Below are 13,609 nucleotides of genomic sequence, written 5' to 3'. Positions count from 1 at the left end.
TTCACCGCGGGCGAAGAGATGAGTAGTACTCCTGCTGTGATGGGTAGTAATCGTCGAAACTCGGGCGCGGGTCGCCGTTTCCGGCGGCGATGAACATGTCGAGGTAGTACTCCCACCCCGGTCCGATGTCGCCCAGACCGTCCGTGCTCCTGCAGCTGTGTGCAAGAACGAGAACGGTCGCAGGGCCTGCCTCGGTCAGACGGACCTCGACTGGCCATTGAACCTCGCCGGTCATCCGCACTGCCAGGAGGCCCGGCGGCTCACACGCGTCGATGATCATGTTCGACGCCGGCGCATCCTCCTCGAATGCCATCGTGACGCGAATGGTGTTGTGCGAGATCCGCTCCCACGGACCGAACCACTGTGCCGTCCAGGACGATTCGGTGAGGCGTGCCCACACGTCCTCACGCGAAGCCGAGAAGGTTCTGGTCAGCTCGAGAGCGACGCCTGTGTCGGTGCTGCGCAACGTTCCAGTGGGGGTAGGTGCCATCGACCGATTATGCATCTCGGTCAGCTCGGGGCGTAGAGCTTCTCCACCAGGCCGAGGGTCCACAGCGCGGTCAGCGGGCCGCCGTCGTTGGTGAACTTGTCGGTCCGGACGATGCGGTCGGTGCGCACCGCCGGCAATCCGGTCCAGAGCGGGTTGGCGTTCATCGCCTGCAGATCCTGCTCGGACGTGATGGCGGCAATCATGGCCACCGCGTCGGATGCGGCAGTGACATTCTCGGGGCCGTACTCGATTTCGGGATCGGCGTCGTTCCAAGCGGAGGCGAACCGGGCTCCCACGTCTCCGAGCACGATGGACGGCACTCGTTGCCTGCCCACCGAAATTCCACCTTCCTCGGACGTACTGATCGGCAGGACCGCGGTGTTCGCGATCGCGTCGGCATGCCGCACGATGAGCTCGTCGACGCGAGAGTCGTACTCGGCCACGATCGTTGCCGCTCGGTCCTGCAGGTTCAGTGCATCACCTACCGTGGTCACGTCCTGTTGCCAGCTGACACCGCTGCCGGTGGACCCCACCGGCAGCACCGGTGCGATGTCGCTGAGCCGGCCGTATATCTCCTCGACCACTTCGTCGCGCCCGATGATCAGATCCGGCGCGACTCGCGCGACCGCTTCGAGGTCGACCGTGTTGCGGGGATACAGCTCCGGCACGCCGTCGGCGAGCAACATCCGAGTCGGTTCGGTCAGCGGCCCGGCCATCTCCGGCGGAGCCTCGGTTTCCACCGGCATCCCGACTATGGGTAGGTCGAAGGTCAGCGCGATGTCGAGATCGCGTCGGCCGTCGATCACAACCACCGAGTCGATCCGTTCCGGCACCACGATCGTCCCGAACTGTGTGGTGACCGGTCGGCCTGCCGCGTCGTCCGCCGGCTCGGCAGCGGAACTGCACGACGTGATCAGCGATACGGCAACAAATGCGGCAACGGTTACGGGCGCGAGGGGGAGAGTCTTCACTAGTTAAGTAAAGCAAACCTAAGTCGGAAGTGAAGAACCGGTCAGTCGTCGAACTCGATGCGGACCGAGATCGGATCGGTCTGGAGCGCTCGGAAGCCGGCTCCGATGATGCGTCCGAGGACGGGATTGCCGGAGAACGACCGCGCTCTGACGACGACATCGTCGTCGGGAACGAATGTGGCTGTGCCGGTGCGCCATCGGTTGCCCACGCGAATTCGGATTCTGGGCTCGTCTGTGATGTTTGCGCCCCAACCGGACCTGGTGCCGTGCTGCGACACCAGCCACGCACCGGAATCGTCGAATGCCGCCGACACCGGCACGCGACGGGCGTGCCCGGTCTTGCGTCCTATGGTCTCGAGGTCGGTCACCAGGGAGGTCGTCACTCCCAGCGACGTCAATCCGTTCACGATGGGATTGGCGACATACTTTCCGATCAAGCGCTCGCGGCGAAACTTCGTCACGGCAGCAGAGGTGTCCACCCGAGCGGAGCCTCGACGATTACGGAACGCGTCCCAGCCGTTGCGCTGCAGCATCGTGGCCGCAGTCTTCCATGCCGGGCGGCTCGAATTCGGCTGCTGCCCAGCGCCGATGAGCTGCAACTGGTCGGTGTGCCACTGCAGATCGAGAGCGCCGTTGATCTGCTTGAACGCGCTGGACTTCGACGGGACGCGCAGAGCCACGCGCGGCGATTCGACTCGATCGACTGTGCCGTCGACCAGCGATGTCGCGACGGCCGGGGCGAGGGCGGTCGGACGGCCGAGACCGACCATGTCGCACTCACCCGATTGCACTGCCGCGCTCATGACCGAGCGGGTACGGAAGCCGCCGGTGACCGCCAATGGCACTGTTCCGGCCGCGTCGCGCACCGTCCGCGCGTACTCCAGGAAGTACGCCTCACGATCGCGGGTGCTTGCGGTGCCCATCATCGCGGGTGATTCGTAACTGCCGCCACTGATTTCGATCAGATCTATCGATTCCCGAACGAGATGCTCGACGGTGATGCGTGATTCTTCCTCGCTGAACCCGCCGCGTTGGAAGTCCGCCGAGTTCAGCTTGATTCCCACCGCGAAACTCGGCGACACCGCCGCTCTGATTGCGCGGACGACTTCGATCACGAACCGCATGCGTCCGTCGAGGTCGCCGCCCCAGGCGTCGTCGCGCCTGTTCGACAGAGGGGAGAGGAACTGCGACACCAGGTAGCCGTGCGCACCGTGGATCTGGACGCCGTCGAAACCGGCCGTCTCGGCCACGGCCGCCGCGGTGGCGAATCGGCCGATGATGTCGTGAATCTCGTTCTCGCTCAACGCGCGAGGTGCCGGGATGCCCGGAATGTTGGGGGCGATGGCGGACGGTGCAACGGGCTTGGTGCGGGTGACGATCGGATTGGCCTGCCGGCCAGGGTGATTGAGCTGCATCCAGATGGGGGCACCGCCGTCGGTCGTCGCTTTCGCCCAACGGGCCAGCGCATCACGGTCTCGGTCGTCCTCGATGACGACATTGCCCGGTTCGCCGAGATGGGACCGATCGACCATCACGTTGCCGGTCACCACCAGGCCGTAGCCGCCGGCGCCCCACTGGCGGTACAGCGTTTCGAGGCGGGAGTCCGGGCCGTGCTCGGCGGTGGACAGTCCTTCGCTGAGCGCTGCCTTCATCACACGATTCGGCAGGATCTGCCCGCAGGTGAGGGTGAGCGGGCTGCTCAGGTCGATCACGTCGGTGTCAGGGGACATGCGTTGCTCCGGTTCCGGGACTGCGGCTCCAGCTATGATGGACAACATAGCTACAGAACGACTGTAGGTGTAACGAGACGTCACGTCAATCATTGTGGCGTCCGTGGGAGGGGTTCGGATGACGAATCGAAGCAGTGCTCGGGACGACATGCTGCGCAGCGCTGCCCAGCTGTTTCGTCGACGCGGCGTCGACGCCACCTCGCTGGCCGACGTCATCGATCACGCGGGCGCTCCCCGCGGCTCGATCTATCACCACTTTCCCCGCGGCAAGCCTCAGCTGGTGGAAGAGGCTACGCGTACTGCGGGAGCCGAGATGAGCGCGATGATCTCGGCCGGCCTGGCGTCGGCCGGTCCGTCGGCGACCGTACGGGCCATTCTCGAGGGATTCCGCAGCGAACTGCTGGCCACGGATTTCGAGGCGGGGTGTCCCGTCGCGCCGGCCGCGCTCGAGGGGCTGCATGCGCCGCAGGCCGTTGCCGCGGCGGGTGAGTCCTTCTCGTCCTGGGAGGACGTGATCGCGGCGTCCCTGTGGCAGCGCGGCTTGACTCGCGAGCGGTCGTACGCGTTGGCGACCTTTGCGATCGCGGCCATCGAAGGTGCGCTGATCATGGCCAAGGCGCAGCGCTCGACCACGGCTCTGGATCGGACCGAGGGGGAGTTGTCGGCGCTGCTCGAGGCGGTTCTGGAGGCCTCGGCGGGCCGCTGACGTCGACCGGGAGGAGCCGGGCGATGTTGCTATAACTACTAGTTACAGCTAACTTCCCTTCAGGAACTATGCCGACCGTCATAGTCGAAGGGATTCCGATGTCGTCACCCACCACCTCCAGTCAGCCAGTGAAGTTGCCGCAGTTCCGTCGGCGATACCTCGCGCTGATCGTGATCTGCGCAGCCGAGCTGCTCGTCGTCTTGGACAACACCGTCGTCAACGTCGCGCTGCCCTCGATGGGACTGCAGCTACGTGCCGATATGAGCGGCCTGCAGTGGGTCGTCGACGCATACACACTGACGTTCGCCGGACTGCTGTTGGCGTTCGGTCACCTCGGCGATCGCTACGGCCGCAAGAAGGTCATGATTTTCGGACTGGCGGGCATCGCTGTGATGTCGATCGGCGGCGCTGTCGCCGCCGATCTGGGGCAGGTGGTCGCCGCGAGGGCGGCCATGGGAGTGTGTGCGGCCGCGGTGTTTCCGGCGACCCTTGCCCTGATCATCAACATCTTCACCGATGCCAAGGAGCGAGCGCTGGCCATCGCGGCCTGGACTGCCATGGCGGGCTTTGCCATCGCAATCGGCCCGACTGCCGGTGGGTTTCTGCTCGAGCACTTCTCGTGGCACTCGGTGTTCTGGATCAATGTTCCGGTGGCACTGCTCGTTCTGGTGGCCGCGCTGGCGTGCGTACCGGAGTCCAGAGCAGAGCACGTCGGGAAGTACGACCCCCTGGGTATCGCGCTGTCGTTGGCCGGCATCACCGTGCTGGTCTGGGCGATCATCGAAGCGCCACACAATGGTTGGCTGTCTGCAACGAGCATCGGAGCATATCTGGCAGGATCGGCAGCCATCGTCGCGTTCGTCTGGTGGGAGCTGCGGACACCGGCTCCGGTACTGGACTTGAACCTGTTTCGGAACCGACGATTCTCACTGCCCGCCTTGGCCATTGCCGTGGCGTACTTCGGTATGTTCGGCTTCCTGTTCATGATCACCCAGTACTTCCAGGGTGTGATGGAGTTGACCCCACTGCAGTTCGGCGTTCACTCACTGCCCTTCGCAGTATCCATCGCCATCGGTGCGCCGCTGGCGACGATCATTGCGCAACGCATCGGAACCACGGCGGTGATCGTTTTCGGGCTGATGGTGATGAGCATCGGGATGTTCATCGCAGGTCAGGTGGAGGTCGAAACGCCCTATCTGGGACCGGTTCTCGTCTCGATGGTGCTGATGGGCCTCGGCTTGGCGATCGTGCAGGGCCCTGCCACCGAGTCGATCATGTCCTCGGTGACGCTCGACGAAGCAGGTGCGGGCTCCGCGGTGAACGACACCACCCGAGAGGTCGGCGGAACGCTCGGAGTTGCCGTGCTCGGATCGATCGTCGCGTCGATCTACACCTCACAGGTGAGTCCGAAGATCGACGCGATACCCGACGCGATCATGGAGCCCTACCAAAAGGCGTTCGCTCGCGAAACGGTCGTCAGCGTCATCGAAATCGGGAAAGCGCCCACCGACCCGATTTTCGCGACGCAGAAGGCCGACCTGATCCACGCGATGAAAGCGGCCTCGCTGGAGGGCTTTCAGCTCGCGTCGTTCGTGACCGTCGGTGCCGCTGTGGCATGTGCGCTTGCCGTCGCATTGTTCCTGCCATGGCGACGACCCGAGGGAAACGGTGTGCTACTTGCGTGGCGCGACACCGCAGAGGGCGACAAGATCAGTTGAACGGCGTGCCGCCGGTGACCGCGATGGTCTCGCCGGTGATGTAGCTCGATTCGTTCGATGCCAGGAAGACATAAGCCGGTGCCAGCTCTGCAGGTTGACCCGGTCGTCCCAGCGGGACGGTCTCGCCGAACTTCTCGTACTTCTCCACCGGCATCGTGGCCGGGATCAGCGGCGTCCAAATAGGCCCGGGTGCAACGGCATTGACGCGAATTCCGCGTTCGGCGAGATCGCCGGCGAGACCCTTGGTGAACGCCACGATTCCGGCCTTGGTGGTGGCGTAGTCCATCAGCTCGGGAGAGGGATTCGATGCCTGGATCGAGGTGGTGTTGATGATGGTGGATCCCGCGTCCATGATTTCGGCAGCGCGTTTCGAGATCCAGAACAGGGCGTACAAGTTGGTCTTGAGTACGCGATCGAACTGCTCGGTGGTGATGTCTGCGATGCCGCCCATCTGCGCCATCTGAAACGCGGCGTTGTTGACGACGATGTCGAGCCCGCCGAGAACCTCGGACGCGGTGTCGACCAATTGCACGCACTGCGACTCGTCGGTCAGATCACAGGCGATGGCTCTACCGGCGCGGCCCGCTCCCTCGATGAGGTCGACGGTGGTCTGCGCGTCCGGACCTTCGGACTCTAGGTGTGCAATGACGACGTCGGCACCCTCGCGCGCGAATGCCAGTGCAACGGCACGGCCGATACCCGAGTCGCCGCCGGTGACCAATGCTTTACGGCCGTGCAGGCGATCCGATCCACGGTAGGAATCCTCGCCGTGATCGGGAGCGGTGACCATGTCGCGGGTCAGTCCGGGGTGCTCGAGACGACCCTGTTCGGCCCGATCGGGCATCGAAAACGCGGTGGTCGGGTCGGATTTGCTGAACTGGTCGGACATTGTCGATCCTTGCCTCGGTGTGCGTGAAATGCTCCACGCGGCAAGTCGAACGAGCCGCTTCGATTCCGTGGAGACGACTCGCGGCACATGTGCCGTCCGGAGTCGCTGTCCTCCTCGGGTTTGCCGAATCGGCCGGACCGCAAACCTCCACCGGTCAGGCGGCGCGCGGATCCGCCCCGATCGTCGCCGCGCCCAGTGCGTCGAGAACGATGCGCGCGGGCCGCGTCGGGGCGAAGACCTCGAGGCGGCCGGCGCTGCGTGCTACAGCGTCGAGGACCACGGACGCAGACCCCGTGTACATGAACGTCACTGCCGACAAGTCGAGCAGCACAACGGATTCGCCGTGCAGGGCCTCATCGATCGCCTGCGCCAGATCGGCACGAGACCCATGGTCGAGATCGCCCGTCGCGCGGACGACAGTCAGACGAGGGGAGTAGAGCTCGGTGCCGATGAAGTAATGAGCATTGCCGCGCCCGACACGTGCGAGGCGAGAATCGAAGTGGTCGGTGACAGTCACGGTGCGAACCTCTCAGTTCGGATGGCCTAACGACCGACGTGCACGGGGTGGAACCCGAGGGCTACAGGTTCCGATGCGCGCCGTGGGGCAATCCTGACAGCGCAACGTCACCGAATCGAGGCCTGATCATCACGGACCGATAGCTAGTCGGGAACGAAAAGGTAACGGCAGATGTGACGCCGCTGAGCGTCGTTCAGGGCAGTGTGTGGCCCGCCGTCCGGAACAGGCGGTACCACTCCTGCCTGGTCAGGCGTAGGTCCGAACCCCCGGCGGCTTCGACGACTCGATCAGGACTGGTGGTACCGAGCACGACCTGGATATCGGCCGGGTGCCTGGTGATCCAGGCCGTTGCCACCGCCGACGGCGTCGACCCGTACACGTCGGCGATCTCGTCCAGTGCCACGTTCAGATCCGGGTAGTTCTCGCGGTCGCCCACGAACACGCCGGACGGCGTCCCGCTCTGGAACGGTGACCACGCCTGCAAGGTGATGCCGCGCGTTCTTGCGTAGTCAAGTAGACCGTTGTCGCGGTCGATCGACTGGTCCTCGGCGCCCATGTTGGCGGTCAGGCCCGCCGCGATCAACGGCGAGTGCACGATGCTCAGCTGAACTTGATCGAACAGAATCGGTTGATCGACAGCCGTTTTCAGCAACTCGATCTGTCCGGGTGTGTGATTGGAGACGCCGAAGCCCAAGACCTTGCCCGACGCGTGCAGGTCGTCGAACGCTGCTGCGACCTCCTCCGGCTCGACGAGGGTGTCCGGGCGATGCAACAGAAGAGTGTCCAGGTGATCGACGCCGAGGGCTTCGAGTGACGCCTCGACCGTGGTGACGATGTGATCCTTGGAGAAGTCGAACCAGCCCTCGCGAATGCCCACCTTGCTCTGAATGCTGATGCGCTCGCGCTGCGACGGGGTCAACGTCACCGCATCGCCGAATCGTTTCTCGCACGTGTGCGGTGACCCGCCGTAGATGTCGGCGTGGTCGAACATCGTCACGCCCACGTCGAGCGCGGTGGCCACCAATCTCCTGATCCGGTCGTCGTCCAGATCGGTGATGCGCATGAACCCCAGCACGATGCTCGAGACTTCTGTCCCGGTGTGGGGGAGGGAGAAGGTTCGCATGTCGGTTACTCGAACTCCAGACGCATGGATTGGGTGGTTGCCTGCAGCAGCAGGGCGAAGCCGGTGAAGGAGATGACGATCGGAGCCCACAGAACCACTGCCACGAACGTATCCACACCGCGCTCGACGACGATGTAGACCGCGACGATCGTGGTGCCGAGCAGGCAGAGAGCGATGTGGGTGGCCAGCCGCCACTTGTCGAAGAAGAAGCCGGCAAGCATGCCGATCGGGATGAGGAACGCGCATTTGCCGAGCGTGACCTCGGGTGCGAAATCTGCGGTGATGGTGGCACTGAAAATTGCGAAGTTGGCGATGACGACGAAGGCGAACGCCTGTCCGAGCGTCGGCCACGGACCGAACCACCAGAACGCGCCCATGATGTATGCGGCGATCATGCACGTCCACTGCACGATCGACGGGATCGCCGTCGTGGCTCCGTAGCCGAATGCGAGCTCGAGGGTCACGACCACAGCCATGGCCAGGGCTGCAGCGGAGACGATGCGTTTGACGGCGGTGGTCAACGCGAGGCTGGTCATGACGCCGATACACCATTGATAATGCTCGTTGGATCTCGTCACGGCGCGAGTCATATCAGCCCCCATCGTTCCCATCGGGCCCCGATTCAAACACAGCCGTCGGGGCCCGGGGTCGGCTTCGTTCGATTTCCTAACCGAATTCGCGCGGTCGGGCGGTCTGTCAGTCGGTGAGACGGTGCAGAAGTTCGGGCAGTGTCCGGCCGATGTCGTGGCGGCTGGCAACACGGTGTCTCGCAGTGTCCCCGAGTGCGCTTCGTCGGTTCGAATCGCCGATGACCGTGGAAATGGCTGCGGCGAGGGCTGCTACGTTGCCGGGTTCGACGAGAATTCCTGCACCGTCGGCGAGGAACTCGTGGGTGCCGCCGTGGTCGGTTCCGATCACCGGCAGCCCGTGTGACATCGCTTCGAGCACCGACAACGGACCCGCCTCCGGCGACGTGCTCGAGGAAACGACCACGTCCCATCTCTGTAGCGCCGATTTCGCGTCCGTGTGCCCGAGGAACTCGACACGACCCGCGAGGTCCGATCGAGACGCTCGCTCGTGAAGTTCTGCGACGTAGTCACGATCACCGGGGAAGCTGCCGCCGGCGAGTTCGACACGGATCTCGGGGAGTGTGGCCACGGCGTCGAGCAGAACTCGATGGCCCTTCCACGGCGTGAGGAGGGCAAGTATGCCGACGACCGGCGGGGCGTGCAGCTCACCGCCGAAACGCGGAACCGGCCATGGAACTCCGTTGTGTGACACCACGACCGGGAGTCCGGCCGCGCGCAGGGGTACAGCGGTGGCTTCCGATACCGAGACTGCGACGCGAACGGCCGACCGTGCGAACCGCACCACCACGCGCTGTTTGGCAGAGGTCATGGTGTCGTGGACGAGCCACGACGCACCGCGAGGGGGTCGGGCCAGCCGTGCGACCGGGAGCGCGAAGAGTGAGTTCACGACGGTGACGGTGCCCGGCGCCCGGGCAACCGTACGCACCGCGCGTGCTGCGGTGACCCACCGCGCCGACATGCGTGCCGCTGCGACGCCTCGGGCGGCTCCTCGTTCACCACCGAGCCCCAGCTCGCCGATGGGGATGTGTCGCGTCGTCGTGGGCACTCGGTCGGTCAGGGGGCCGGAGGGACAGGCGATCACAGTGTCGTAGCCGCGGCGCTCGGCCTCGTCGATCAGATCCAGAAGCACCTTTTCGGCACCGGAGACCTGCCCGGTGTGGGCCAGGAACAACACCGTCGATCCAGCGGTCATGATCGAGCCCCGTTCCTGTGTCAGAAAGCATCTCGGAGTAGCGCGACGGGGTCGTCGCACATGCGCCGCAGTGCTGCGTCCACCACAGCGACGTCGATCATCTTGCTGCAGAACGATGCCGTGTAGGTCCGCCCACCCGCAATCTCGGCAATGAGCATGGTGCAGCCATCCGGGCCGTCGGGCTCGAGTGATGCTGCCATCTGCGGCGGCCTGCCGTCGTCGGCCCAATCGAGGTGGTCGAAGACGCGCAGTCGCCCGAGGTCGCTGACGGCCAACCTCAAGGTCTCTGGAACCTCGACGACCGAATCGGTCTGTGCGCGAGCGGAAGACCGAAATCGCGTCGCAGCATCGCGCAGTAGCGACATTCCCAACACCGCTATCGGCCATCCCGATTCGATCACCTCGCGCATTGCCGCAGTGATACCGACGGGTGTCGTGCCCGAAGGGAGGTGAAGCGGAATGCCGACGGCAAAGTTCCCGTGCGAACTCTGCTGCGCCGGATCGAGATAACGCCTGCTGTTGAACAACACCATGATGTGATCGTCGACGTCGACGCCCTCGGCCCGCAGCGCTGCGCTCCACAGCGCTGTCGAGATCGACGCGGCGGTCGCTCCCGGCATGTACTCGGCCGTCCAGTGCTTGAGTTCGTCCACTCGGGTTCGGTTCATGTACCCGGCGCGGCTGACCTTCGCGGACTCCCAGTTCTCGATTCTGCGACGTGGAGCAGAATCGCCGTCGGCCTCGGCTCGGTGGCGACCGCGCAACTTCCAGAAGTCCGCCAATGTCTTCGGATGTCGAGAATAGTGACGCCACAGCGCTTTCCACGTTGCGCTGGCCGGTAACCCTGTCGCGAGCGCGGGAACCAGGGTCCCATCGGCGTCGTCGGAGAAAGCCGCCAGCATCATGACGCCGATCTGGCCGTCGCCGATTCCGTGCGAGTAGTCGACAGCGAGATGGTCCTCGAACACGATCACCTCGAGCGGTCCTCTCGCACCGTCTCGCCGTCGAATGTCGGTGAGCATGCGGCCCAGATCCTCGGTGGCTCCGGTGCCGGCCGTGACGTTGTCTCCGGCGATGTCGCTGCGGTAGCGCCATTGTCGTGTATCCGACCGCGGTTCGAGCGCAACGTGGGGTGTCCGGGCGACACGTTCGGCGGCGCGCAGCGTTGCGCGTGTGCGCTCGATGTCCAGGCCACGAACGGGGCCGACGGCAGTCACTATCCGGGTGTCGGCGAAGACTCGGTCCAGTGCGGTCGAACGATATCGGCGTTCAGCGGACCGCATCGACTACCTCCTGCATACGACTGCGGAACTGGGCCCGCGAGAAACCCTCTGCCCACGTGCGAATCTCTCTGCGGTCGAAGTCTCCGGGAGCGAACGAGCGCATGGCGTCGGCGAATCCGGCGACGACTTCCTCGTCCGACCCCGGTGGCACATGCACTCCGGTCTTTCCCGGTACGACCGAGTCCATGGCACCGCCGTCGCCCAGCGCAATCACGGGAGTCCCGCAGGCCATGGACTCGACGGGGACGATGCCGAAGTCCTCCACTCCCGGCATCAACAGGGCCCGCGTCGTTCGGTGCAGTTCGAGGAGTTTCTCGTGTGAAACTCGGCCCAGGAAGGTCGTTTTCGGACCGGCGAGTGCACGGCAGGCGTCCATCGCTCGTCCGTCTCCGGCCACCACGAGCGGAACGTCGGCCTCGGCAGCGGCCCGGACTGCGATATCGGGCCGCTTGTAGGGAACGAGGCGTCCGGCGAGGAGGAAGAAGTTCTCTCGCTCGACGGACGGATCGGGAACGAAGCCCTCGGTGTCGACGGGCGGATGGACCACCACTGCGTCGTCACGGCCCCACCAATCCTCGATGCGACGTGCGACTGCAGTCGAATTGGCCACCACGGTGTTCAGTTTCGGGGCGGCAGCGATCTCGCAACGACGGGCAACGGCCGACAGTGCCGTCAGTATCGCTGCTCCTGCTCGTCCGCCACCCTCGCCTGCGCGTAGTTCGGGGTCCCAGGCCCATCGTGCCGGGCTGTGTACATAGGCGATCACCGGGGAGTCGGTGGCGAACACGGCTTGAGTGGCGAATGCGTGGTGACTCACCACGACTGCATCGAAACCGTCGAGCGGCATGCGCCGAAAGGCGAGCGGCATCATCGGCAGAACGGGTGCGTACGACCGTTGGCCCAACGCGTTGTACACACGATTGAGGCCGGTCGTGTGCGGCTCCCGGCCGATTCCCGACGGAACCCCGGCCGGCCGGGAAATCGGCGCGAACACCTCGGCCGCGGGCCAGTGCAGCGCGAGCTGTTCGATGACGTGCTCGGATCCGGCGATCTCGGTGAATCTTTCGTGTACGACGGCAATTCTGTCAGCTGGCATGGCGTTGGCCTTCCGGTGCGATCGTCTGCGCGGTCTGTTCCACCCGTCGGGTCGAGTTCTTGCTCTGCAGGACCAGATGCACGGGAATGTCGAACTCGTCGAGCTGCCGCAGCGCGGCAGTTGCCGCCTTCTTGTCGCGCCCACGTGTCGACACCAACACCACGACGGTCTCGACGTCGCCCACGTCGGTGTGCTGCCACCACTGCTCCGACAACCCGAATTCTTCGGTGACCCGAGGACGTTCGCCTGTCCGATCCGGATCATGAGTCGAGGCCGTCACAGCGCCCTCGCCGACCAACAGGACGATCACGTTGTCGCCCTTGGGCGCAGCGTGCCGAGCACCCCTGGAGACGGGTCTATCGCCGCGTTCGAGTGCTGCGATCCGCGCGGCCACGGCGGGCGGCATGGTGTCGCTCGCCGTCGGGTCGAATTTCGCTCCGTATTTGCGAGACACCCGACGAGCCCAGGACCGAGAGGGCTTGCGTCCGAGACGTCCTCGCAGCAACACGATCAGTTCGGCTGCAACGATCAGTGCGGCGAGCCCGGCGACGAGTGCCTCCGAGACCGGTTTGGGTGACACCGGTGTGGTGCTCTGGTCGGGGTTCGACAGCACGACCAGTCGGTCTCCGCCCGCAGTGGCCTCCAACTCGCTCAGGCGGGTGCGCAGTTCGGCCAGTTCCGACACGGATGCGGGCCGGCTCGGGTCGTCGGCGGGCAGAGCGTCCAATCGCGCCTGTTGCGCGTCGATCGCGGACTGCGCTTCGTCGGTTCGCTCTCGCGAGTCACGAATCGCGTTGGCAGTGCTGGTACTTGCCATCGTCGACACCATCGCGCGAGCCAGATCTGCGGCGAGCTCAGGAGAACGGGTCGTCACCGTGACGGTCAGCAGTGCAGGTGAAGTACCGGGGGAGAGTTCTACGCTCGACGCCAGCTCGGCAGCGTTCAGTCCGGAGTCGACCTGTGTGAGGACCTGATCGAGCACGCTGCGATCGGTCGCCAATTCCACGAACGGTGCGCGCATCTGCTCGATGAACGCGTCACCGGGAACGAGGCTTTGGGCCGGTTCGATCTCGGCCACGACCGACGCGGCGTACTGCTTTTCGGTGAGTTCGCTCCTGAGGTAGAACACGCCCGCACCCACCAGCACAGCAACGATCACGGCGGGCAGCAGTGCCCGGCCGAGTTCTCGCATGTGTCCCGCGAGGTCGATAGGTGGGGGCACGTCGCCCCGGTGTACGGCATCGTGGACGGACATCAACCGTGTACCCTTCCGTCGTCGATGCGAGCGGACGTACCGCTTCGGA

At 64.9% G+C, this 13,609-nt stretch carries 13 protein-coding genes; 2 read left to right on the top strand and 11 right to left on the bottom strand.

The features are described from left to right. Window position 1: 1 nt before the first annotated feature. From QM615_RS20575 to QM615_RS20565, 3 genes are read right to left on the bottom strand one after another with little or no spacing between them, the layout of a single operon-like run. The gene (locus QM615_RS20575; RefSeq protein ID WP_283347865.1) at window positions 2–490 is read right to left on the bottom strand and encodes an SRPBCC domain-containing protein; all 489 of its coding nucleotides are present in this window, start codon (window positions 488–490) and stop codon (window positions 2–4) included. A gap of 20 nt (window positions 491–510) precedes the next feature. Continuing rightward, entirely contained in the window at window positions 511–1,461 is a 951-nt protein-coding gene (locus QM615_RS20570; RefSeq protein WP_283347864.1) for an ABC transporter substrate-binding protein, read from the bottom strand. A 41-nt stretch (window positions 1,462–1,502) separates the two neighbouring features. After that, window positions 1,503–3,191 (bottom strand): nitroreductase family deazaflavin-dependent oxidoreductase, encoded by a 1,689-nt coding sequence (locus QM615_RS20565; RefSeq protein ID WP_283347863.1) that lies wholly within the window; start codon window positions 3,189–3,191, stop codon window positions 1,503–1,505. Window positions 3,192–3,309: 118 nt separating this feature from the next. On the opposite strand from QM615_RS20565, the gene QM615_RS20560 reads away from it, so the two are divergent. Both QM615_RS20560 and QM615_RS20555 read left to right on the top strand, forming a co-directional pair. Beyond that, window positions 3,310–3,897, top strand: a complete 588-nt coding sequence (locus QM615_RS20560) for a TetR/AcrR family transcriptional regulator (protein WP_283347862.1) — start codon at window positions 3,310–3,312, stop codon at window positions 3,895–3,897. 98 nt (window positions 3,898–3,995) lie between these two features. Then, window positions 3,996–5,615 carry an MFS transporter gene (locus QM615_RS20555; protein WP_283347861.1) on the top strand — a complete coding sequence of 540 codons (1,620 nt, stop codon included), beginning with the start codon at window positions 3,996–3,998 and terminating at the stop codon, window positions 5,613–5,615. Here the strand turns inward: QM615_RS20555 and QM615_RS20550 are convergent. The 8 genes from QM615_RS20550 to QM615_RS20515 form a co-directional block, all read right to left on the bottom strand. Further along, a complete protein-coding gene (locus QM615_RS20550) occupies window positions 5,608–6,504 on the bottom strand; it encodes an SDR family oxidoreductase (RefSeq protein ID WP_283347860.1) in 897 nt (298 codons plus the stop codon). The genes QM615_RS20555 and QM615_RS20550 overlap by 8 nt on opposite strands. A gap of 154 nt (window positions 6,505–6,658) precedes the next feature. Further along, entirely contained in the window at window positions 6,659–7,021 is a 363-nt protein-coding gene (locus tag QM615_RS20545) for an STAS domain-containing protein (protein WP_283347859.1), read from the bottom strand. 193 nt (window positions 7,022–7,214) lie between these two features. Continuing rightward, window positions 7,215–8,144, bottom strand: coding sequence for an aldo/keto reductase (locus tag QM615_RS20540; protein WP_283347858.1), 930 nt, complete (start codon window positions 8,142–8,144; stop codon window positions 7,215–7,217). A 5-nt stretch (window positions 8,145–8,149) separates the two neighbouring features. After that, on the bottom strand, window positions 8,150–8,680 hold the full coding sequence (locus tag QM615_RS20535; protein WP_283347857.1) for a giguanylate cyclase: 531 nt from the start codon (window positions 8,678–8,680) through the stop codon (window positions 8,150–8,152). A 160-nt stretch (window positions 8,681–8,840) separates the two neighbouring features. After that, complete coding sequence (locus tag QM615_RS20530) at window positions 8,841–9,926, bottom strand: glycosyltransferase family 4 protein (protein WP_283347856.1); 1,086 nt, start codon at window positions 9,924–9,926, stop codon at window positions 8,841–8,843. 20 nt (window positions 9,927–9,946) lie between these two features. After that, complete coding sequence (locus QM615_RS20525) at window positions 9,947–11,209, bottom strand: hypothetical protein (protein ID WP_283347855.1); 1,263 nt, start codon at window positions 11,207–11,209, stop codon at window positions 9,947–9,949. Further along, complete coding sequence (locus QM615_RS20520) at window positions 11,196–12,305, bottom strand: glycosyltransferase (RefSeq protein WP_283347854.1); 1,110 nt, start codon at window positions 12,303–12,305, stop codon at window positions 11,196–11,198. Before QM615_RS20520 ends, QM615_RS20525 begins: the two co-directional genes overlap by 14 nt. Continuing rightward, entirely contained in the window at window positions 12,295–13,527 is a 1,233-nt protein-coding gene (locus QM615_RS20515) for a YveK family protein (protein ID WP_283347853.1), read from the bottom strand. The genes QM615_RS20520 and QM615_RS20515 overlap by 11 nt, the downstream gene beginning before the upstream one ends. Between the last annotated feature and the right edge of the window lie 82 nt (window positions 13,528–13,609).

The sequence above is a fragment of the Rhodococcus sp. IEGM 1341 genome, from assembly GCF_030056895.1.
In the GTDB taxonomy this organism is placed as follows: Bacteria; Actinomycetota; Actinomycetes; order Mycobacteriales; family Mycobacteriaceae; genus Rhodococcoides.
This window is presented reverse-complemented; position numbering and strand designations above follow the sequence as displayed.